General features: G+C 54.6%; 21 protein-coding genes and 1 pseudogene. 5 read left to right on the forward strand and 17 right to left on the reverse strand.

Going from position 1 to position 20,689, the window contains the following annotated elements; translation table 11 throughout:
• From BUB13_RS18965 to BUB13_RS14875, 4 genes and pseudogenes are all read right to left on the reverse strand, one after another.
• A pseudogene (locus tag BUB13_RS18965) lies at nt 1-275 on the reverse strand (hypothetical protein); the annotation flags it as partial.
• Nucleotides 276-439: 164 nt separating this feature from the next.
• Entirely contained in the window at nt 440-964 is a 525-nt protein-coding gene (locus BUB13_RS14865) for a CIA30 family protein (protein WP_072909560.1), read from the reverse strand.
• Between the two features lie 69 nt (nt 965-1,033).
• Nucleotides 1,034-1,243 carry an RNA-binding S4 domain-containing protein gene (locus BUB13_RS14870; RefSeq protein ID WP_072909561.1) on the reverse strand — a complete coding sequence of 70 codons (210 nt, stop codon included), beginning with the start codon at nt 1,241-1,243 and terminating at the stop codon, nt 1,034-1,036.
• Between the two features lie 3 nt (nt 1,244-1,246).
• Entirely contained in the window at nt 1,247-1,978 is a 732-nt protein-coding gene (locus tag BUB13_RS14875) for a spermidine synthase (RefSeq protein WP_072909562.1), read from the reverse strand.
• Nucleotides 1,979-2,225: 247 nt separating this feature from the next.
• Between BUB13_RS14875 and BUB13_RS14880 the strand changes: the two genes are divergently transcribed.
• From BUB13_RS14880 to BUB13_RS14890, 3 genes are all read left to right on the forward strand, one after another.
• The gene (locus tag BUB13_RS14880) at nt 2,226-3,785 is read left to right on the forward strand and encodes an acyl-CoA dehydrogenase family protein (protein WP_072909626.1); all 1,560 of its coding nucleotides are present in this window, start codon (nt 2,226-2,228) and stop codon (nt 3,783-3,785) included.
• Between the two features lie 45 nt (nt 3,786-3,830).
• Complete coding sequence (locus BUB13_RS14885; RefSeq protein ID WP_072909563.1) at nt 3,831-4,673, forward strand: endonuclease/exonuclease/phosphatase family protein; 843 nt, start codon at nt 3,831-3,833, stop codon at nt 4,671-4,673.
• Between the two features lie 244 nt (nt 4,674-4,917).
• The gene (locus BUB13_RS14890) at nt 4,918-5,115 is read left to right on the forward strand and encodes a hypothetical protein (RefSeq protein ID WP_072909564.1); all 198 of its coding nucleotides are present in this window, start codon (nt 4,918-4,920) and stop codon (nt 5,113-5,115) included.
• Between the two features lie 57 nt (nt 5,116-5,172).
• Here the strand turns inward: BUB13_RS14890 and BUB13_RS14895 are convergent, their stop codons facing one another.
• The 11 genes from BUB13_RS14895 to acsA all read right to left on the reverse strand — a co-directional run bounded on the left by BUB13_RS14895 (nt 5,173) and on the right by acsA (nt 14,302).
• A complete protein-coding gene (locus BUB13_RS14895; protein ID WP_072909565.1) occupies nt 5,173-5,640 on the reverse strand; it encodes a hypothetical protein in 468 nt (155 codons plus the stop codon).
• Between the two features lie 147 nt (nt 5,641-5,787).
• Nucleotides 5,788-6,237, reverse strand: a complete 450-nt coding sequence (locus BUB13_RS14900) for an FKBP-type peptidyl-prolyl cis-trans isomerase (RefSeq protein ID WP_072909566.1) — start codon at nt 6,235-6,237, stop codon at nt 5,788-5,790.
• A complete protein-coding gene (locus BUB13_RS14905) occupies nt 6,237-6,587 on the reverse strand; it encodes a hypothetical protein (protein WP_244151886.1) in 351 nt (116 codons plus the stop codon). Before BUB13_RS14905 ends, BUB13_RS14900 begins: the two co-directional genes overlap by 1 nt.
• On the reverse strand, nt 6,554-6,796 hold the full coding sequence (locus tag BUB13_RS14910) for a hypothetical protein (RefSeq protein WP_072909567.1): 243 nt from the start codon (nt 6,794-6,796) through the stop codon (nt 6,554-6,556). Before BUB13_RS14910 ends, BUB13_RS14905 begins: the two co-directional genes overlap by 34 nt.
• 55 nt (nt 6,797-6,851) lie before the next feature.
• On the reverse strand, nt 6,852-8,183 hold the full coding sequence (gene draG / locus BUB13_RS14915) for an ADP-ribosyl-[dinitrogen reductase] hydrolase (RefSeq protein WP_072909568.1): 1,332 nt from the start codon (nt 8,181-8,183) through the stop codon (nt 6,852-6,854).
• 2 nt (nt 8,184-8,185) lie between these two features.
• Nucleotides 8,186-8,980, reverse strand: coding sequence for an NAD(+)--dinitrogen-reductase ADP-D-ribosyltransferase (locus BUB13_RS14920; RefSeq protein WP_072909569.1), 795 nt, complete (start codon nt 8,978-8,980; stop codon nt 8,186-8,188).
• A 233-nt stretch (nt 8,981-9,213) separates the two neighbouring features.
• A complete protein-coding gene (locus BUB13_RS14925; RefSeq protein WP_072909570.1) occupies nt 9,214-9,468 on the reverse strand; it encodes an acyl carrier protein in 255 nt (84 codons plus the stop codon).
• Nucleotides 9,465-10,586, reverse strand: a complete 1,122-nt coding sequence (locus tag BUB13_RS14930) for a dihydrolipoamide acetyltransferase family protein (protein ID WP_072909571.1) — start codon at nt 10,584-10,586, stop codon at nt 9,465-9,467. The genes BUB13_RS14925 and BUB13_RS14930 overlap by 4 nt, the downstream gene beginning before the upstream one ends.
• Nucleotides 10,579-11,565 carry an alpha-ketoacid dehydrogenase subunit beta gene (locus BUB13_RS14935; RefSeq protein ID WP_072909572.1) on the reverse strand — a complete coding sequence of 329 codons (987 nt, stop codon included), beginning with the start codon at nt 11,563-11,565 and terminating at the stop codon, nt 10,579-10,581. The genes BUB13_RS14930 and BUB13_RS14935 overlap by 8 nt, the downstream gene beginning before the upstream one ends.
• Before the next feature lie 2 nt (nt 11,566-11,567).
• Nucleotides 11,568-12,548 carry a pyruvate dehydrogenase (acetyl-transferring) E1 component subunit alpha gene (gene pdhA / locus BUB13_RS14940; RefSeq protein ID WP_072909573.1) on the reverse strand — a complete coding sequence of 327 codons (981 nt, stop codon included), beginning with the start codon at nt 12,546-12,548 and terminating at the stop codon, nt 11,568-11,570.
• Complete coding sequence (gene acsA, locus BUB13_RS14945) at nt 12,545-14,302, reverse strand: acetate--CoA ligase (protein ID WP_072909574.1); 1,758 nt, start codon at nt 14,300-14,302, stop codon at nt 12,545-12,547. The genes pdhA and acsA overlap by 4 nt, the downstream gene beginning before the upstream one ends.
• Nucleotides 14,303-14,539: 237 nt before the next feature.
• Between acsA and BUB13_RS14950 the strand changes: the two genes are divergently transcribed.
• Nucleotides 14,540-15,376, forward strand: a complete 837-nt coding sequence (locus BUB13_RS14950) for a bifunctional transcriptional activator/DNA repair enzyme AdaA (protein WP_072909575.1) — start codon at nt 14,540-14,542, stop codon at nt 15,374-15,376.
• Between the two features lie 42 nt (nt 15,377-15,418).
• Entirely contained in the window at nt 15,419-15,874 is a 456-nt protein-coding gene (locus BUB13_RS14955) for a DUF4019 domain-containing protein (RefSeq protein WP_072909576.1), read from the forward strand.
• Nucleotides 15,875-15,943: 69 nt separating this feature from the next.
• On the opposite strand, the gene BUB13_RS14960 is transcribed toward BUB13_RS14955, so the two are convergent.
• Both BUB13_RS14960 and BUB13_RS14965 read right to left on the reverse strand, forming a co-directional pair.
• Nucleotides 15,944-19,276, reverse strand: coding sequence for an EAL domain-containing protein (locus BUB13_RS14960; RefSeq protein ID WP_072909577.1), 3,333 nt, complete (start codon nt 19,274-19,276; stop codon nt 15,944-15,946).
• Nucleotides 19,277-19,490: 214 nt separating this feature from the next.
• Entirely contained in the window at nt 19,491-20,348 is an 858-nt protein-coding gene (locus tag BUB13_RS14965) for an alpha/beta fold hydrolase (RefSeq protein WP_072909578.1), read from the reverse strand.
• Nucleotides 20,349-20,689 lie beyond the last annotated feature (341 nt).

Genomic DNA, 20,689 nt, shown 5'->3' on the forward strand with positions numbered 1-20,689 from the left:
GGTTCTTCCGCCGGTTCTTCCGCCGGTTCTTCCGCCGGTTCTTCCGCCGGTTCTTCCGCCGGTTCTTCCGCCGGTTCTTCCGCCGGTTCTTCCGCTAAAGCGGATTCCACAGCTGAATCAGCCTCGTCAAGGCTTTCCGCAGCAGCTTCGGCAGAAACATCATCGGCAGGTTCAACCTCAATAGCGGACTCTTCGGACTTCGAAGGTTCGATAACCTCTTCAGGCGTTTCTGTCGATTTTTTTACTTTATTTTCTTCAGGCAACTGCTCGTCCAAATCAGCAACTCCTTTGCAGGCAGAACATTACCTTAATTATTTCGGTTGTAAGTTGTTAAAACTTAAATAGGAATTTCTTTTTTTCGAAAGAAGATTGCATTAAGTATAGCGCCAAATGCGCAACGGGCACCGGCCGAGGGGAAATGGGACGCAGAAATGTGCTGTTAGTTAGTAGGGCGGAAGTTGCTCATGGTCGCTTCAAGTCGCAGGATTTCCAGTTGAAAAGAGCCGGACTTGTGATCAGCGACAACAAAACCAACACTGCGGATCTGCGAGGGATCAAGCTCAGCCGGTGCTGCGAGCACACGGCCGTGATAGGTGGGGACAAAAACACTCCAGCGCAAGTGGATCGTCTGCTCTACACCTTTGCCGGTCTGGAAACCGACCCGGTAGGAGATCCCTTCGAAGTCGGTCGCACAGCGGAGCGATAGCTTGTAACGGCGGCCATCACCTTTTACCCGCAGGGTAATTCCGGAATACTGACTGAGATCGTACAGGTTGGTACTGGAACGCACCGAGGCATAGCCTTCTCCACCATCACAGCAGATGGTGCCCGAGAAAGTGATACCGCCCGGAAGAATCTGTTCCAGCTGGCTGCGCGAGCTGCCGCCAACGGCAACATCGTCGACGCTATGCCACTGGTCAACAGTTTCCAGCAGGGTTAAATTGTGCAAAACTCTATTTGCCACCCGGCCTCCAGATAACAATTCATTAAACAGGGTGCTAATCTAGCACAAATAAGAGCCGAGAGCCAAAAGCTAAACGACGGCGATCTGCCGACCTTCAAATTCGACCACCTGGCCGGACCTTATTTTACAGCGCTTGCGCAGTTCAATCTGACCATCGACCCTGACCAAACCTTCTGCAACCATCAACTTGGCGGTGCCGCCGCTGGAGCAGAGGCCGGTAATCTTCAACAGGTTGTGCAGCTCGACAAACTCATGGCCCTGTAGAGCAAACTCTTCCATCGCTTATTTCCTCGTCCCAAACTCACGCGGTTTACTGGTAGCGCGACCTGCTGATGCTTTTTTCGCCACCTTTTTCTCCGCCACCCAGACAGCATGACGGTAACCACCTTTGCCCGGCCGCTCGCATTGCACGGCAAAACCCGCTGCGGTAAGTCGGCTTTCAAACCCAGTATCCGGATTTTCGCCCCAGATGGCGAAGACTCCGTTTTTCTTTAAAGCAGATCGACACTGTTCGATCGCCCGGCTGCCGTAAAGCGGGTCGTTACGTTTGTCGGTCTGCGGCCCCGGTCCACGATAAAGATCATAAATAATTGCATCGAAACTCTCAGCGGGAGAAGTTTTCACCAGTTCGGCAACATCACCGATTGCAACATTCACCCGTGGGTCGGCAGCAGCACCATCTGTCAACTCGGCCAGCGGGCCAAGGCACCATTGATGAATTTTCGCATTGAGTTCAGCGACCACCACTTCGGCGTTTTCTGGCAATTCGTCGAGCACAGCGCGCAAGGTGATCGCCATTCCCAACCCGCCAACCAGAACGCGCGGGTTGGGATAATTTTTCAGTTTCCGGCAACCGAGCTTGCCGAGCGCCATCTCTGAACGCTGGGCTTTACTGTTCATCAGAATCTGCGAACCAACAGTAATCAAAAAATCACCCTTGCCCCGTTTACGCAGTTCGAGAACACCTTCATCATCGGTTTCAAACCGGTCGAGAACCTGCCAGGGAATCGCCATGCCAACATCCTTTAAAAACAAAGAAACCACAGGGTAACACCTGTGGCCGGAGTGTTGGAGTTTTAGCATTGATATGTCGATGGGGGCAATCTGTTTTTACGCTTTGGTCCTTGGCAAAAAGCTTCTACTGAGAGCTGAAAAGGTATTCTACGGCAAGTGTTTTCAGTTCCCCCTTGAGACTGGTGCAAACAGAGCTAAACTGATAAAAACAGTTACAGATTCACTCTTTTTTCCTTTGGGAGAACAGATGAAATCATCAGACAAAACGCCGATCCGCCCGGAGCAGAGCGACAGCTCAACCCCCTTCCCGGTCTATCTGGAGACCTTCCAAAAGACCCTGCACAATCTTTTTCACACCCGCGAGGATATCGATCAACTGAGCACCCGCCGTGGGCTGCCACCTTACGTGCTGAGAGATATTATGGCCTGCAGCCCCTTTGCCACTTTCATCCCCGATCAATACGGTGGTCGAGGTGGACAGCTGCACGAAGGAATCGCGCTGGTCGAAGCGGCCTCCTACGAATCCTTGCCGCTGGCGCTGATGTTCGGCATCAACTGGGCATTGTTCATTCAGCCGGTAACGAAATACGCCCAGGAGCAGGCACGTGAATCGGTCCTGACCGATTTTGTTCAGCAGCGGAAAATGGGCGGTCTGATGATCACCGAGCCCGAGTACGGCAGCGACGCGCTGCACATGCAGAGTTCCTGGACCGAACATGATGGGCTGTGCCGCCTGCAGGGAACCAAGCACTGGGCCGGCCTGACTGGCTGGGCTGATTACTGGCTGCTGACGGCAAGGCATTTCAGCGAAAAAAAAGGCCTCGGCCGCGATATCGACTTTTTTATCTGCGACGCCAACGCGCCCGGACAACAGATCATTGTTGAAGAGAAGTACAACAACCTGGGAATCTACATGCTCCCTTACGGGCGCAACCGAATCGATGTTGTCATCCCGAAAACCCATCAACTGGTGCCGCAGAGTACCGGCGTGAAGATGATGCTCGACCTGCTGCACCGCAGTCGGATGCAGTTTCCGGCAATGGCGATCGGCTTTGTCCGACGTATTCTGGATGAAGCCACGACCCACTGCCGGGGGCGGCAGGTCGGCGGCAAAAGCCTCGCCAGCTACGACCAGGTCCAGGCACGGTTGGCTAGAATCCAGTCGGCGGTGACGATTTGCTCGGCGCTGTGCCTCAACACCAGCGAAAAGGCCGGGCTGGAAAACAACCTGGCGACCCATGGCGTCGAAGCAAATGCCGTTAAAACCTGCGTTACCGACCTGATGCAGGAAAGCTCGCAATCACTGCTGCAACTGGTCGGTGCCAAAGGTTACCGACTCGATCATTTTGCCGGTCGGGCGACCATTGACAACCGTCCTTTCCAGATCTTCGAGGGCTCGAACGATATCCTCTACATCCAGATCGGCGAGGCTCTGCTCAAACAGATGAAGGTTGCCAAAGAGCAGAACCTGCAGCGTTATCTCTGCGGTTACGCACTCACCGATCGCGCTGCTGAGAGGCTCAAAAACCTGCTCAGCTTCGCAATCGATTCATCGCTGCCGCAGCGGAAGTTGCTGGAAATCGGCCAGGTGATCAGTCGCATCATCGTAATGAATCTGGTTTTGAAGCTCGCCGATAAAGGCTTCAATAAGAGCCTGATCGATAATTGCCTGGCAACGTTACAGCAGGAAATATCAGCGCTGTTGACCGGCTACGCTTCTGCGAATCTGAGTACGCTGCTGGCGGTAGAGGAGGAATCGCAATCCTGGCGGGATTGTCTGGCTGAACCGAAGCTGAAAAGTGTATGAGAGTAAAGCTCTATTGTGGATAAATCTTGAAGTCAGGGGGATGTTATGCGGTTTGTGCTTTACAACATCCGTTATGCGACAGGCAACAAGGCACGAAATTTTGTTCGCCCATCTTATAAAAACCTGGAAAGGATAACAGGTTTTCTGCGCGAACTGGAGCCAGACCTGGTTGGTTTGGTCGAAGTCGATCAGGGATCCTACCGAATGCGGGGAAAAAACCAGGCCGAATTGCTGGCGGAGGCGCTGGGACATTACCATACTCACTCGGTCAAATATGGCGAAAAGTCATTCTGGCGACATGTGCCGATACTGAAAAAACAGGCGAATGCCTTTTTGGCCAGGGACCGTATCCGCAATGAAACATTCCACTTCTTCAAACATGGCATGAAGCGCCTGGTGATCGAGCTGGAACTGGAGCACGTGATCATCTACCTGGTGCATCTGGCTCTTGGGGGAAGGGCCAGGCACAGGCAGTTGAGCGCTTTATATGATCTGGTAAAACGGGCGGAAAAGCCATGTGTTGTTGCAGGCGACTTCAACGCATTATGGGGCGAGCGTGAGATTGACCTGTTTCTTGCTGCGACCGGTTTAAAAAGCGCGAACATCCAAGGCCTGCCAACTTTTCCGAGCAAGAAGCCGCATCGGCACCTTGATTTTATTCTCTACAGCGACAAGATTAACATGCTCGATTTTTGCATTCCGCAAGTGGCGTTTTCGGATCATCTACCGCTCGTCGTCGATTTTGACGTTGAGGTTGACATCGATTTAAGAAAGATCGAACGGGAACAGCATTGTTATTGCTTGCTATCCGGGGAAAGTCTTGCTCCGAATTGCCATGAGTGCCATGCGCCACAAGAGAAAACCGAAACCCTCAAAACAATGTTCTAACCTGCTGTTTTTAAACTGTTTTTGCCAAAAAACAGGAAAGACATTGTTCCAAAAATGAAATTCAAAACTTTTTTAAATTTTTTTTCACAATGCCGTCAAAGTGTCTACATTGTCATTTCCAGCAGTTATAGGGTTTTTCCTTTTAAAAACAGGGTTTTACAAATTTCTCCCTATTGACAGCTCAAATCCCTCAACTTACGATTATCACTAGAGAACACACTAGCCCTAGTCAAGAGGTGGGATCATGATTTCTTTATCGGCAGCAACTTTGATAGTTGCAAGAAAAACCAAGCAAGTGATTCGGTCGATCGTTCTTTACGAAATGAAGAAGAGCGCTGCGGGCTGGGGCCTGCACAACGACAACCTGTTCCCGGATCGTAAACCGGAACCGGTTATCAAGCTGCAAGTCAGCCGACGCAAGCTTCGCCTTCCGAAGCACTGAAACAAACGGGGCGGCCCACAAGAGCCGCCCTTTTGTTTTACCGTTGTTCCTGTTCCTCTATTCTTCCAGCTCGGCAGCAATCTGCCTTACTTTCTCAATATCTTCTTCGGCAAACTCTTCAACCCAAAGGGCCGTTGCCAGGTAAAGCTGGAGATAAGGCCAATCCGTGTGCTGCTTAAGCAGCCGGGCATACAGCTTCAGCTTGGTTTCCTGCCCTTCGTCACCAGCCTCTTCCAGCATCGCCAAATACTGATCGTTGACCTCCGGGGCCAGCTCGGTGAAATAGGCCACCAGCACATCGACAGCCAGATGACCCTCTTCACCGCTATAAAGAGCTTTATCCAGACGTGGGCCGGTTCCCGCCTTGCGGGCAATCAGCATCTCGCGGCGAAAGTTCTTCACCCCGGCGGCCTCGACCCAACGCGTGAAGACAAAGGGTTGTTTTTTCGCCATCGCTCTACTGACGGCAGCTTTACGATTTTCCGGCAGGTCCTGCCAGGCTTTTTGTACAGACTCTGGAACCATCTATTTTTGACCTTTCTGCAGATCGTTTTCGTTGGGGCGCACTATGCCATCTTCCTTCGCCAAGAACAAGATTATCCCACAGCAATGAAAAAAGCGGCCTGAAAAGACCGCTTTCCCCCTGGTTTTCTATTTGAGTTGCGTTGCTATTCAGTGAACAGCAACGCCTTTTTCATCGATACTGACCAGCTGCAGGGCGAAGGTCAGATCGAGTCCGGCCAGAGGATGGTTGCCGTCGAGGGTCACTTCCTCGTTTTCATCCCTGACGATGCGCATGACCCGTTCTTCGCCATCGCCGAATGACAGTGAAATTTTCTCACCGACACGCAGTTCGCGCCCAGCCGGAAAACTGCTGCGGGGAACGCAGATCATATTCTCTTTCATATGTGGCCCAAAGGCCTTTTCAGCCGGGATCTCGACATTGTTAGCTGCACCGACTTTCATTCCCGCAACCGCCTCTTCCAGGGCAGGGAAGACTTCGCCGCTGCCGAGAACAAAACTCAACGGGTTGTCATCGTCTGCGCTGTCGAAAATACGGCCATTGTCGAGTGTGCCAATATAGTGAATGGTGACCCGGTCACCCATCTGTGCAATTGTCATCAGTGCACCTCCGTCGTTTCGCTTCCCAGCAGCCCCTGCATCACCATCAGCAGGCAGTCGTACATTTCTTCTCGCGTGTGCACAAAGGCCGGGACCTCGTTATTCATCACTTCTTCCATCCGATGCAGGACATCCATTTCCGTCGTATTCAGAGCGTCCATCACCTTTTCGAACACCGGGATCACTTCGTACATGTCATTCCGGTCGAAAGGGTTGGAATCCGGCTTACCACTGAATTTCGGCAGTTCGCGATTTTCTTTTTTGCGCGGATAGCGGTAGTAAAGGTCGGAAGGTTTGATCATCACACCCATAACCATCACCCGCAGCTTGACGAACAGCCACCACCACAATGGCTCTTCGCCTTGCAGACGCTGCCGTTATGACCACGATTGGCGTCATTAAGGTAGCTCGCCAAGGAATCAGCCGCGACATACCAGCTGCCGTCGATCTCCTCTCCAGCCAGCAGACCGCGCTTGATATGCATCATGACGTTGACAGGGGTTGTTTTCATTGTCGTCGCCACTTCATCGACTGTCAGTTTTTCGATTTCCGTTGTCATTGTTCCTGTTCCTTTCCAGATAATAAAGTTTCACCGCAAAGTTCACGGAGAACGGCTAACTTGCCGCTTTGATAATTCGAAACCGCTCATCGAAGTGCGGTGCCAGCAACGGCCGCACATCCCCCCAACTGAGGCCACCACCGCCACAACCGGGCCGGGGCACGATCACTTTTTCCCAACCTCGGGCATCGGTCAATTCACGCAGCTCCCGGCTCGATTGCTCTATCAGTTTCAGATCAGGCACCTCGTATGGCGTGTGCTCGACCGGGAAGCTGACCAGCCGATTTGGCAGTTCATGCACATGGTTGCCACAGCTGTTGATCTTCTCACCCAAAAGCTGTGGCAGATCAGGAAAGCGCTCGGCGGCCTGCTTGGCGGTACCTCGTGCCATCACGTTGTTTCCACTGCGCGACACCTTGCCGTTGGTGGTGATCGCAACCACGTAGCCCTGGTTGTAATATTCCCAAAGGTTGCCGGAGAGCTCCTGAATGTGGGCATCCTGCGCTACCCAGGGGCATATATCGACCAGTCGTTCGGTCACCTGTTCAATCTCGATCCGGACCTCTTTGTTCAACTTTTTCAGCCAGGCTTTCGGTAACTGTTCGAAACCATAGAATGCTCCTGCCAGCATCCCGGCAATTGCCCCGGTGGTATCAGCATCGCCCCCCTGGTTGACCACCCCCACCAGGCAATCTTCAAAGCTGGAGGTGGCGAAAAAATAATGGAATACGGTCTGCAGGGTTTCGACGATATAACCGGATGCGTACCCCTTGTAATTATTGAACTTGAAGTTCGGATGCTCGGCGATCAACTCGCGTGCCATGGCATGCAGCTGAAACCGGTCGGCACCAAGCATCGCTGCCTGTGTCATCCGCCCCAGGGTGATGCAGGCAGCATCCGAAAGCGGATGATGATGTGTCAGCCGTGCTTGTTCCAGGGTGCATTTCCGCAGCAACTTGTCGTCACCGAGGGTGAAAAGCGCCACCGGCGCCATGCGCATCGCCGCGCCGTTGCCGGCATCCCAATCGTTCCGCGGCATCTCCAGCATTCCCTGCTGCATATATGTCCGGATGCCCTTGCGCACTGTCGAGCCGATATCGATCGGTTTGCTGCGCATCCAGTCGATGAAATTGTCGGCAATCCCCTTTAAATCCCATTGACCGGCATCGACCAGCGCATGAGCGATCGCCAGCGACATCTCGGTATCGTCAGTGACATGCCCGGCTTTCAGCCCCAGCCAGCCACCGCCGCGGATTTTTTTATGCACCCGGTACTTGGACTTGATCTCGCCCGGGGTCATGAACTCGGTGGTTGCCCCCAACGCATCACCCAGGGCCACTCCAAGAAAAACTGCCTTAGCTTTGTTGTTCAGCTCATCGCGCAGCATTTTCAGCCACCGATCATCACTTCGACGTCAAACTCCCCGCCGATCACCAGGTATTCGCCTTCCCCTTTCAGCAACGATTTCGGCAACAAACCACCGCAGAAGAAGATCTTTGTCAGCGGCACTTGCGTTTTCAGCACCCGGCAGCCGAACTCCCAGGCGCGCTCGAAATCATCGGTGAAGGAGTTGAGGTTGTTCAGTCGCAGGATATAGCGATACTTGTCCTGCTTTTCGATCACCTGGTGTTCTTCAAAATCATTGATACCGCGATACAGGCTGATGTGACTCTGCTCCGGCCGCTGCCGCGTCAATTCGTACTGTACATATTCGTAAAGCAGGTCGAGCTGCCGCAGTATCGCGCTGGTCCGCGCCGCGCCTTTCATTTTGTCCACGGTATAGAGAAAATAAGCCTCCGAGTGGATGTCGGCGATCGGCTCGTTGTGAAACAGCGGCGGCAAGCCCATGCGCGATTCGACCCAGCCTTTGAGCACTGCACCTTCAATCGAATTGCTGTCGAACAGCCAACCACGCAAAAACCTCAGGTAGCTGTTCTTCAGCGCCTTGCGGCTACTCTTTGATTGCTGGTTCTCCCACTGGTGCAGCTGAAAGCGAACATCCATGAAATCGTGAAAAATCTGCCCCCGCTCGAGCGGATCAGCTATCATGTCCAGCTTGGCAAACAACGGCTTGCCAGCACAGCGCACCCCCTGGATCTCGATCGGTTGCGGGTTTTTGTTGTAAACCCGTGAAGCGATCGCCCATGGCGGCAGGTTGCAGTAATTCAGAGGGTTGGCGCTCATTTCTGACGCTTTCATCAAATAAAAAAGGGCACTCCGACCCCAATTGGAGTCAGAGCGCCCTTGCCCTTAATAACTTTTTTGCAAAAACATCTTTGTTTCAGCTTTTTCCTTTCAGTAGCATCCAGTGTGCCAAGTCGCAAAAACCCGGATTTAACGGTCTTGCGCTTGCCGACAGGGATAATTGTCTATTTTTTACGCACGACAGTTTTGCGCCTGAATAGCTTTGAGGCGGTTCAACGGCTCTCATCAAGTTTCGCGGCGAGGTAGGCAACCAGATCGGTCAAGCTCACCAGTTTTTCGTAATCAGTTTCCGGAATTTCGACACCGAGTGATTCGTTGAGGCCGATCAACAGGCTTAAAAAGTCGTAGGAGTCGATATCCAGCTCTTCGCGCAGGTTCTCGTTCGGGTCGAGCTCGTCCAGTTCAACCTCGGGAGCGATATCGATCAGTCCATTGAAAATCTGTTGTTTAATCTCATCTGTATTCATAGAGCCTCCGGTTGTTGCAGAGCCCGGCCAAAAGCATCGAGAAACTTGGCACCCAGCAAACCATCACTGGCGCGATGATCGGCAGCCAGGGTTGCGCTAAGCACCGGCCGCGCACTCAACGCCCCGTTTTCCGCCCAAGCCCGTTCGACAATTTTCCCCAGCCCGATCAAAGCGACCTGCGGCGGATAGATCACCCCGAACACCGACTGCACGCCGAGGTCGCCAAGGCTGGTGACGGTAATTCCAGCCGAGGTCAATTCCGAGCCGCGCAGCTTGCCGGCGCGGGTCCGCCCGATCAGGTCGTTCAGCGCCGCCATCAGCTGATCAATGCTCATCTGCTCCACGCCCTGCAGGGCCGGAGTCAGCAGCCCCCCGTTGCGCAGGGAAACGGTGAAGCCGATATTCACCTGTTCTCGCTGCTGCAGCTGACCATCGACATAATAACCATTGAGCTGGGGAACTTTCTGCAAGGCAACCGCAACTGCTTTGAGTGGCAGGACCACCGGCAACAACCGCTCTTTGATTGAGCGCTGTTTATTCTGCTCGGCCAGAAACTGCTGCGCCCGGCTCATATCGATCTCGGTCGCCAGGTAGTAATGGGGGATTTCGCTGTTGGAGCGGCTCATCGCCGCCGCGATCGCCTGACGCATCCCCTCTGCACTCGGAGTGATTTTCCTAGCCGTTGGAGCAGCTTTCGCCGGTGACTCGGCCGCGCCTGCCACCGCTTCGACATCGGCCAGCTGGATCACCCCGTCGGCACCGCTGCCTTTGAGCTGCGTCAGATCGACCCCCAGTTCCGCCGCCCGCCGTCGTGCCACCGGCGACACCTTCTGCCGCCCCTCCGGCTCTGCCGCAGCATCTGGCTTAGTGACCACATCACCATCGGCGACGATTTTCGCCAGCGGCGTACCGACCGGGATCTGATCTTCCCCCGGTTCGATCAGCAGCTGTTCAACCACCCCGTCTTCAAAAACCTCAACCTCGAAGAGTCCCTTGGCGGTTTCGATTTCGGCGATGATCTGACCATGCTCCACCTTATCCCCCGCTTCTACCCGCCAAGCGACCAACAGGCCGCTGGTCATATCGGCACCGAGACTCGGCATACAGAAATCAGCCATTGAGCATCCTCCGTGCAGTCGCGACGATGGTTTCAACCTGCGGCAAAGCCGCCTCTTCCAAGTGCTTGGCGTAGGGCATCGGCACCTCGGCCGAACAGACCCGTTCGACCGGTGCATCCAATTGATAGAATGCCTGCTCCATGATTCGCGCACTGATCTCCGCGGAAAGACTGCCGCTGCGCCAGCCTTCATCGACAATCAAGGCACGATGGGTTTTGCTGACCGAGCCGATGATGGTCGTATCGTCAAGCGGCCGCAGGCAACGCAGATCAATCACCTCGGCGGCAATCCCTTCGCCGGCCAGCTGTTCTGCGGCGGCAAGGCTTTTGTGCAGGCTGCTGCCGTAACTGATCAAACTGAGATCCTTCCCTTGGTGCAGAACCTTCGCCCCTTCGATCGCCACCGGCGTCGGCTTTTCGGGCAGCGTTCCTTCCATCGGATAGAGCACGGCCGGCTCGAAAATCAGCACCGGGTCAGGATCGAGCAGCGCCGGCCAGAGCATACCGCGGGCATCCTCCATTGTCGCCGGGCAGAGCACCTTGATGCCGGGAATATGCGCGTACCAGCCTTCCAAACTGTGGGAGTGCTGCGCCGCCAGCTGTTTGCCGCCGCCGGTCGCCATACGGATCACCAGCGGCACGTTAAACAGTCCGCCCGACATGTGCAGGTAGGTGGCGGCGTTGTTCATGATCTGATCGAGGGCGAGCAGACTGAAGTTGACCGTCATGATCTCGACGATCGGCCGCATGCCGCCGAGGGCCGCACCGATACCAGCACCGGTAAAGGTCGATTCCGACAGCGGCGTGTCACGGATGCGCTCCGGCCCGAATTCTTCCAGCAGGCCTTTGCTGACAGCGAAGCAGCCGCCATAATGACCGACATCCTCGCCCATCAGGAAAACCCGTTCATCCTGCTGCAATGCCTCGCGCAATCCTTCGTTAAGTGCTTCACGGTAGGTCGTTTTTCTTGTCTCCGTCATCGCTAGCCCTCCCGATCCGAATAGACAAAACGGGTCAGTTCCTCGACCGGTTCCCAGTCACTTTGTTCGGCAAAAGCGACCGCATCGGCGACCTCATCAGCGACCTCTTTCTCCAGCGCGGCCCATTTTGCATCATCGAGCCAGCCCTGCTGTTGCAGCTGCGTTTTCAGGTTTTCGATCGGGCAACGCTGCTTCCACTGCTCGACTTCATCTTTGCTGCGATACAGTTCCGGGTCGAACATCGAGTGCGCCCGGAAGCGGTAGGTGCGACTTTCGAGAAAATAAGGCCCGCCGCTCTGCCTGATGGTTGCCACCGCCTGTTTCGCCGCTGCCTCGACGGCAACCACGTCCATGCCGTCGACCGCCGCTGACGGCACCCCGTAGCCGGCTGTTTTTTCGGTCAGGTTGGTCACCGACTCGGAGAGCTCCAGCGCGGTTCCCATGGCATAGAGATTGTTTTCACAGGCGAACAGCACTGGCAGGTTCCAGAGCGCGGCCAGGTTCATCGATTCGTGGAACTCCCCTTCCGCCACCGCGCCCTCGCCGAAGCAGCAGCAGGTGACCCGGTTATTCCCCTGCAGCTTGTCGGCCAGCGCTAGGCCAACCGCAACCGGCAGGCCACCGCCGACGATGGCATTGCCACCGTAAAGCCGTTCTTTGACGCCGAACAGGTGCATTGAGCCACCTCGGCCACGACAGCAACCATCAAGCTTGCCGTACATTTCGGCCATGATCGCCCGCATGCTCATCCCCCGTACCATGGCGTGACCATGTTCCCGGTAAGTGGCGACCACGGCATCCTCTGCGCCAAGCGCTTCCGCCACGCCAACGGCGACCGCTTCCTCACCGATGTAGAGGTGCAGAAAGCCGCGGATCTTCATCGCCGAGTAGAGTTCAGCCGACTTTTCCTCGAAACGGCGGATACGCAACATCTGCCGCAACAGGGCTAAGTCATGCTCCAGGTCGGTCAATTGTTTACTCATGATGTCTCCTCCAGGGTCGAGGTATCCCCCTCCGGCAGGCCCAGCTCACGCGCCTTGAGCAACCGCCGCATAATTTTGCCACTGCGGGTTTTCGGCAGGTTTTCAGCAAAGGCGATCTGCTTCGGTGCCACCGCCGAACCGAGCTTCTTGCGGGCAAAGCCGAGCAGTTCGCGGCGCAGCTCTTCGCTCTGCTGATAGCCGGGATGAAGAGCGACGAAGGCTTTCACCAGCTGACCGATGGTCGGCTCGGGGATGCCGATCACCCCCGCTTCGGCCACTGCCGGGTGTTCCAGCAGCACACTCTCCACTTCGAAGGGGCCGACCATATGCCCGGCAGTCTTGATGATGTCATCGGCGCGACCGACAAACCAGAAATAGCCGTCGGCATCCCGCTGCGCCAGGTCGCCAGTCAGGTACCAGTCGCCGACAAAACAATTACGGTAGCGCTCTTCGTCGTTCAGGTAGCTGCGGAACATCGAGGGCCAACCAGCTTTGAGCGCCAGCTCGCCCTCAACATCCGGATCGCTGATCATTTCCAGCGACTCGCCATCACGCCGGACAATGGCCGCTTCGACGCCCGGGACCGGCCGCCCCATCGAACCGGGGCGAACCGCCATCGCCGCGTAGTTGGCGATCATGATGCCGCCGGTTTCAGACTGCCACCAGTTATCGTGGATCGGCAGCCCGAGCGCCTTTATTCCCCAGACCACAGCTTCCGGGTTGAGCGGTTCACCGACGCTGTGAACCAGTCGCAGGGGGCTCAGATCGTACTGCTTCACCGGCTCCAACTCGCTACGCATCAGCATGCGGATGGCTGTCGGTGCCGTGTACCAGACGCTGACCTGCTGCTCCTCCAAGGTGCGACACCAGCGCTCCGCCTCAAATTCAGCCTCATCGACAAGATTGGTGACACCGTGGGTCAGTGGCGCGATCATGCCGTAGGAGGTGCCGGTCACCCAGCCACAATCGGCGGTACACCAGAAGATATCCTGCGGATGCAGATCGAGCACGTAGGTGCCGGTGACATAGTGCATCAGCACCGCCTGATGGACATGCACAGCCCCCTTGGGTTTGCCGGTGGTGCCGCTGGTGAAATGGAGCAGCGCCATATCCTCGGGATCGGTCGGCGGGATGGTAAATTCAGCCGAGGCTTGTTCCAGTAGCGGCTTGAGTGCCAGGGTCGCGTCATCGATATCCTGTTCGGCATCGGTCAGCAGCACATATTTCAGCTGCGGCAGCTGCGTTCTTTGAGCTGCCACTTTTTTACTGTAGAGGCGTTCGCTGGTCACCAGCACCCGTCCTTCACCCAACTGCAGCCGTTGGGCGATCGGCTCTGGCCCAAACGCGGCAAACAGTGGGCAGAAGACACTGCGATTTTTCAGTGTGCCGAAAGCAGAAAAATAGAGTTCCGGCACCCGGCCAGAAAGGCTGAAAACCCGTTCCCCGGCGCCAATCCCCAATTCACCGAGCAGGTTGGCGAAACGGTTGCTCTGCGCCCGGAGCTCTGAGTAGCTGATATCGCGCCGCTCTCCATTTTTCCCCAGCCAGCGCAAGGCAACCTTTTCCGCATTGGCACCGAGGGCATGGCGATCGACCGCTTCAAAGGCGATATTCAGGCCGCGCCCATCCGGCAGACCGTCAAGTCCTGCGGCGGCCTGCTCCCAGCTGAAGCTTTTACAGGTCTCGAGATAATTGGAGAGGTGTGGTTTCAGTGGGAATTTGTCGGGTGATTTTACGATTGGTTGCCAACTCATGACAGGCCGCCCCCTTGGATACCAACGGTTCGCAAGTCCCTCGCGGCAAAGTCATCAACATAACTTCAATTGTACTGCAAGAAGTAAGGTATTCAACCAGTGCAGGCTGAATGCCGTGAGGAATATTACCTCCATTGCAACAGCGATTTTTTGCTCAGCGAAAAACTCAACGATAGCAAGAATCGGGTTGGCTGCCGGAAAAGGGGATGCTAGCTTTTAGAATCAGGAGCAAGGGAAATGGCACAAGGTGATTATCAAAAAATAGCCCAGGCGATCGAATTCCTCCGCGAGTCGGCTATCGATCAGCCATCGCTTGATAAAGCGGCCCAGCATGTTGGCTTGAGCCCCTATCATTTCCAGCGTTTATTTAAACGTTTTGCCGGGGTCAGTCCGAAACGGTTCCTGCAGCACCTGACGTCCAGTTACGCCAGAGAGCTGCTGCGCGATTCAACACCGGTGCTGGAGACCAGCTACAGCGTTGGCCTGAGCAGCCCAGGCCGCTTGCACGATCTGATGGTCAATGTCGAAGCAGCGACTCCGGGCGAGATCAAATCGGGTGGTGATGGGATGCAGATCCTTTACGGTATCCACCCCACTCCTTTTGGTGATTGCATTCTGGCGCAGACGGAACGAGGGATCTGTCGGCTGGAATTTGTCGACGCCGACAATCCAAAGCCGGCCCTGGAACGCCTGCGCCATGACTGGCCTCTGGCTGAATTGAAAGAATGTCCGGAAAAAACAGAAACAACTGTCGAACAAATCTTCCCACCCCTCCAATCAGTGATAGGTAGACCGCTGCCCCTGTTGCTGCGCGGGACCAACTTCCAGTTGCAGGTCTGGCAGGCCCTGCTGCGAATCCCCAGCGGGAGCCTCACCACTTATGGCAACCTGGCACAGCAACTCGGTCAGCCAAACGCCAGCCGCGCTGTTGGTACGGCCGTCGGCCGTAACCCGATCGGTTACCTGATTCCTTGCCATCGGGTACTGCGGGGTGATGGCGGTATTGGCGGCTACCACTGGGGGAAAACTCGCAAGCTGGCGATTCTCGGTTGCGAATTGGCTAAAAATGACTAATTCGGGAATTTTTTTTCGATCCGCCTTCTTCTGGTCAGATTTGTGTCAGGTTTGCCAGGTAAACTGGCGATCATGTTAAATGGAAAGCTGTTCCCAAAAATATTCTACTCCCTCTGCCTGCTCGTCATTCTCTGCATCCCCAGTTTTGCTGATGATGTCGATGATCAGGCTTTATCGGCAGCCCTCTCCTTTACTGCAACTATAGACGACGGCAATTTCCAGGCGGCCTACTGGATGGGATCGCCATTGCTGCAGTTGATGACCTCTGCAGAGCAATGGATCGACAAAGCTGACCGCACGCAAAGAATCCTCGGCAAAGTACTTGAGCGAGAAGTAAAAAAACTGCGCACAGCAACCAGTCCGGCACACTTTCCCGATGACGAATACCGCATGATCTATTTCGAATCTCGAGCCGAACGCAAAGCCAAGGCGGCCGAGGTGATCCTTCTGCATCGGGTCGATGGCCTCTGGCGCGTCTGTGATTATTCCATCCGCTGATCTCAAACAACAAAGGAGCCGCCTGCACATGCAAGCGGCTCCTTTGTTGTTCTAGTACAAACTTCTTTTTTAGAAACTGCTGGTGCTATTCGCCCGTGCCTGCGCTAAAAGCTGCTGGCAGGAGAAATCTCCAGCAAGAAATTTCTCCATATCCTGCGCATTCAGTGGTTCACTGAAAAAGAAGCCCTGTCCCTGCCTGCAGCCCATGCCGAGGAGCATTTCAAGTTGCGCTTCAGTTTCAATTCCTTCGGCGATAACGGCAACGTTAAGACTCTTCGCCAGCGCAATCACCGTGTTGGCAATAGCTGCATCGTTGCTATCATGGGTTATGTCTTGGATAAAAGAGCGATCAATCTTGAACTTGGAGATCGGGAAGCGGCGCAAATAGTTCAGCGATGAGTAGCCGGTACCGAAATCATCGACCGCGAGGCCAATCTTCCGGTCCTGCAGCGCGGCGAAGGTCTGGAAGGTCTCCTCGACATCTTCCATGATCACGCTCTCGGTAATTTCCAGTTCCAGCATTTCCGGGTTCAAGCCACTGTCTGTCAGGGTTTCATCGATCAGGCTGACCAGGGTTCCATGTCTGAACTGGCGGCCGGAAATATTGACACAGATCCGGCCCGGATCGTAACCGGCATCGCACCACTGCTTGGCCTGATGGCAGCTGGCCTGCAGAATCCACTTGCCAAGCGCGACAATAAGACCAGTTTCTTCTGCCAGCGGGATAAAATCGAGCGGGTTGAGCAACCCTTTTTCCGGATGCTGCCAGCGCACCAGGGCTTCAACCCCGATCAATTTACCCGACTGCAGATCGAGCTGCGGCTGGTAGTAGATTGCGAACTGGTTTTCTTTGACAGCCCGGGCGATGTCCCGCTCCAGCATCAACAGGTCGTGGGTGTGGGCGTTCATATCCGGAGTGTAGAACTGGAAACTGTTACCACCACTCTTCTTTGACCCGTACATGGCGACATCAGCACATTTAAGCAGCTCTTCGCTGTCGCGACCGTCAGTCGGAAACAGGCTGATGCCGACGCTCGCGGTAACAGCCAATTCCTGCGTCTGGATCACGACCGGGGCCTGGAAGGCATCGAGAACCTTCTGCGCCAGGTTTGCCGCCGACTGTGGTCCGTCAATATTTTCCGCGATCACCAGGAATTCATCGCCTCCGAGGCGGGCCACGGTATCGGTCGAACGAACCAACAGGTCAAGCCGTTCGGCCACAGTTTTCAGCACTTGGTCTCCGAAAGCATGGCCGAGGGAATCGTTGATATTCTTAAAGCGATCGAGGTCGAGAAACAGCAACGCCACCTGCTGCTTGGAGCGGCGAGCTTTCGCCAACGCCTGCGCCAGCCTCTCGTTGAACAGCACCCGGTTGGCGAGGCGAGTCAAAGGATCATGATGGGCGAGGAAATTGAGGCGCTTCTCGTTTTCGTGCAGAGCGATCTCAGCTTTGCGTTTTTCCGTGACATCACGCGATGATTCAATAATTCCACGCAGGCGCCCCTGCTCATCTTTCAGCGGCGAGGCGACAAGCTCGAAGACCCGCTCTTCGCCGTCTTTCATAATATGCGTATGGACAACCGTCACGGAACGCCCAGTCTGCTTGACCTGCTCCAGCGGGCAGGGATGATCGGTGCCATGGCAGGGCTGCTTGCTATTGTGTGAAGCCAGGTGACAGGTCAGGTTGCGCGCATCCCGCGCATCTTCGCGCAGCATTCCCTGTGCCACCCGGTTCATCAGCAGAACCCGGTAATCGTTCGCAATAACATAGAGTGGATCGTCAACGCCATCGATGACGCTCTGCAAAAACTTGCGCTCAGACTCAACCGCTTTCTCAGCTTCCTTGCGGTCAGTCGTATCGCGGAAAATCCCACGCGAGGCAATGGGCAAACCATCTTTGAACTGAAAGCTGACATTCCCTTCCAGCTCAATGCGACGGCCATCCTTGGTAACAAAAGCCGTCTCTATCGCTGCTGCCGGACTCGCCGGGGAAGAGTTGCCAAAGAAAGCGGAACAGCTTTCATGGTAATCGGGGTGGATAACATCGAAGATATTCAGCGAAGAGATCTCCTCGGGGCTGTAGCCGAGAGTGTCCCGCCAGGCCCGGTTGACGAACAGAATCTCGCCATCAGAGGTGGCACTGTGGATCAGGTCATTCGCATTGTCAAACAGGTCGCGTAGCCGCTTCTCGCTCTCCGACAGGCGCTCCTCGACTTCAATCCGCTCGGCAATTTCTGTGTTCAACTGGTCGCGCGAAGCTGTCACCCGCAACAGGTTTTCGGTCATATTGTTAAACGCCTGCGCCAGGCTACCGAACTCATCTTTACGCTCAACAGGCAGCCGGTGATAGAAGTTTCCCTGCCCGACCAGGTCCGTCCCTTCCTGCAATTGCAGAATCGGCGCGGCAGCCGACTTGGCAACCTTCAGCCCGATGAGCAGACCGAGGCTCACCATGCCGAGGATCAGTCCGACCGTGAATTTTTTAAAAAGATCGATGGAAGCAAAAGCTTCATCCAGATCAATTTTCGCCACCAGCCCAAGGTCGAGCTTTGGCAGATAAGCCCAGGAAGCGATAATCTCGACCCCTTCGCAGTTCTTCCAGATACCGGTTCCGCTGCGACCAAGAACCGCCTCCTGCATCGGCATCAACTCCTCTGTTTCGATAAACTCCACAGCGGTGCGGCGTGCTGTTTCCTGACCACGAACAAAAGAGGTCAGGTGGACAAAATGGGTTTCATCAATTTTTTTCCCGAGCGTTGTTTTCCCTGTCTGCCCAAGGCCGGTCGAACTGTCGATTTCGGTGTAGATCGAGGTCATACCAACCTCGAAAACCATCAGAGCGAGAAATTCTGACTGCTTCGAGATAATCGGACCAATCAGAAAAAAGCTGTCCTCCCCCTGCTCATGGTCACTCTGTACGAAAACCACCCGGCTCATGCGGCTCTCGATAATTTCCTGCAGGTCGATTCCATGCAGCGGCAGGTCATCATGTAAACCTGTGTCGCGATGATAAGGGTTACTCTGGTAGAAAATTTCGCCTGCGGCATCGGTAAGGAAGATACCATCGAGCCCGGCAATTTCCTGGAAAGGTCCCATGGCGCGATCGAAGGACAGCTGTGTGTTAGCGAGAACTGCCCGGTCACCGGAAACAAGCGCGTCGCGGTAGCGCTTGAGATAATGCTGGACATTTTCCGACTTGCGGATCTCATAGTAGCTGCAGGTTTTCTGCTGAATGAAATCCTCGATCTTGCGCGCCTTCATCTGGGCTACAACTTCGAGAGAATCCTGGCGGCTCTTCAAGAGAAAGTTTTCCGCCAGAAAATAGGAAATCGCCCCGATAGCAAAAACCGGGACGATAAAAAGAGCCAAAGTTGTCAGCAGGACTTTCTGTTTGATCAACATCTGAGTTTCTCATTGAAATGCAAAAGAAAAGCACGAGCATTCTAAGGGATGCCCCACTGCTAAAGCAACAGTAAAGCCCGTGGGTTTTTCACATTAATATTTATGTTGAAGAAAGTTTTCCTTATAGCTCAAAAACTTTTCATAATACTCCGCACAAAAAAAGCGGACGGCCTTACCGGCCGCCCGCTCCTCTCAAACTGAGTCGATCTGATATTTACATCACGGCGCAGAAATCGATTTCCTCCTCTTCGTCAACATCGACCAGCATTTTACGCTTGGGCGAGAGGTTTTCGAGAAACTCGAGAAACAGCGCGTTGAACTCAGCAGCTCGCTCCATATTGACAAAGTGGCCGCCGCTCAACTTGACCGCCTTGTAGCAGTTCGGCAGCTGCTCAGCCATCAGGTCAGTGTGGTTGTGATGCGTAATCGGATCCTGGTCGGCACCCACCAACAGGGTCGGAATCTTCACCCCCTTGAGCAGCGGAGTATAATCTTTGCGCTGACCGATTGCCTTAAGAGCGACATCAAGTGTCTTTCCTTTCAGGCCCTTGATCCAACCCCGCACTTCGTCCTTGATCGTCGCTGGCAGCGATTTCTCCTGACCGGCGATCAGCATGCAGAACATCTCTTCTTTTACCTGATCTTCCTTGCCGCTCTGCAGGGCCGAAATCAGTTCGGTCCGCTTGGCGGTTTCCTGGATATCATCCGATACCGGACGACTGGTTGCCAGGCAGGCTCCAGCAATCCGCTTCGGATAGTTCTCCATCAGATCAAACAACACGGTCCCACCGAGCGCTAACCCGCAAACCACGGCACGGCCGATACCGAGATAGTTCAGCAGGCCGACGATATCGGCACTGTAGGTGTGAATCGCAACCTCTTCCGACTCCAGCTCACTCTCGCCGAAACCCCGCAGGTCGACCAGAACCACACGATAACCAGCGTTGACCAGCGGCTCGACCTGTGGCTGCCACATTCTACGGTTCAACGGACAATCGTGAATGAAAAGAACTGTTGGACCCTGACCATAATCGTCATAACCGATCTGTACGCCATTGATGGTTGCCCGCATCTGTGTCTCCTTGGCTTTATTCATCACACCCTGTTAGAAAGCAGCCCAATGCCGATCCGCCAACAGGACAGTTTTTTAAAATTCAAGGAACATTCAAAGCAATGAATATACCAACGTTCTAAAAATTCGAACAAAAGGCTCAAGACTCTGATTTAACAAGTACTTAATGCTTCTAAATGACAAACGAGATCTCTTCTCATTTTTTGCAATCGCGCGAGAAAAGAACGCCCCTTGACAACAAAACACAATGGCTTAAAATTGGAACCAACTGTTTTCAATAGACTTTTCACATCTTTCGCAAAACTGCAAAGCGATCTTTGGCATTTATTGGCTTTTCGGCA

The organism is Malonomonas rubra DSM 5091 (assembly GCF_900142125.1).
In the GTDB taxonomy this organism is placed as follows: Bacteria; Desulfobacterota; Desulfuromonadia; order Desulfuromonadales; family Geopsychrobacteraceae; genus Malonomonas; species Malonomonas rubra.

What these genes read in the sequence shown, in the direction of transcription:
- BUB13_RS14920 (WP_072909569.1), bottom strand. Translation starts at nt 8,980, where the DNA reads ATGAGCGCCAACCCTCTGAATTACTGCAACCTGCCGCCATGGGCGATC.
- BUB13_RS14910 (WP_072909567.1), bottom strand. Translation starts at nt 6,796, where the DNA reads ATGACAACGGAAATCGAAAAACTGACAGTCGATGAAGTGGCGACGACA.
- BUB13_RS14965 (WP_072909578.1), bottom strand. Translation starts at nt 20,348, where the DNA reads ATGCGGGCAACCATCAATGGCGTACAGATCGGTTATGACGATTATGGT.
- BUB13_RS14890 (WP_072909564.1), top strand. Translation starts at nt 4,918, where the DNA reads ATGATTTCTTTATCGGCAGCAACTTTGATAGTTGCAAGAAAAACCAAG.
- BUB13_RS14900 (WP_072909566.1), bottom strand. Translation starts at nt 6,237, where the DNA reads ATGACAATTGCACAGATGGGTGACCGGGTCACCATTCACTATATTGGC.
- BUB13_RS14875 (WP_072909562.1), bottom strand. Translation starts at nt 1,978, where the DNA reads ATGGCGATTCCCTGGCAGGTTCTCGACCGGTTTGAAACCGATGATGAA.
- draG (WP_072909568.1), bottom strand. Translation starts at nt 8,183, where the DNA reads ATGCTGCGCGATGAGCTGAACAACAAAGCTAAGGCAGTTTTTCTTGGA.
- BUB13_RS14960 (WP_072909577.1), bottom strand. Translation starts at nt 19,276, where the DNA reads ATGTTGATCAAACAGAAAGTCCTGCTGACAACTTTGGCTCTTTTTATC.
- BUB13_RS14925 (WP_072909570.1), bottom strand. Translation starts at nt 9,468, where the DNA reads ATGAATACAGATGAGATTAAACAACAGATTTTCAATGGACTGATCGAT.
- BUB13_RS14950 (WP_072909575.1), top strand. Translation starts at nt 14,540, where the DNA reads ATGGCACAAGGTGATTATCAAAAAATAGCCCAGGCGATCGAATTCCTC.
- BUB13_RS14880 (WP_072909626.1), top strand. Translation starts at nt 2,226, where the DNA reads ATGAAATCATCAGACAAAACGCCGATCCGCCCGGAGCAGAGCGACAGC.
- pdhA (WP_072909573.1), bottom strand. Translation starts at nt 12,548, where the DNA reads ATGAGTAAACAATTGACCGACCTGGAGCATGACTTAGCCCTGTTGCGG.
- BUB13_RS14935 (WP_072909572.1), bottom strand. Translation starts at nt 11,565, where the DNA reads ATGACGGAGACAAGAAAAACGACCTACCGTGAAGCACTTAACGAAGGA.
- BUB13_RS14930 (WP_072909571.1), bottom strand. Translation starts at nt 10,586, where the DNA reads ATGGCTGATTTCTGTATGCCGAGTCTCGGTGCCGATATGACCAGCGGC.
- BUB13_RS14870 (WP_072909561.1), bottom strand. Translation starts at nt 1,243, where the DNA reads ATGGAAGAGTTTGCTCTACAGGGCCATGAGTTTGTCGAGCTGCACAAC.
- BUB13_RS14885 (WP_072909563.1), top strand. Translation starts at nt 3,831, where the DNA reads ATGCGGTTTGTGCTTTACAACATCCGTTATGCGACAGGCAACAAGGCA.
- BUB13_RS14895 (WP_072909565.1), bottom strand. Translation starts at nt 5,640, where the DNA reads ATGGTTCCAGAGTCTGTACAAAAAGCCTGGCAGGACCTGCCGGAAAAT.
- acsA (WP_072909574.1), bottom strand. Translation starts at nt 14,302, where the DNA reads ATGAGTTGGCAACCAATCGTAAAATCACCCGACAAATTCCCACTGAAA.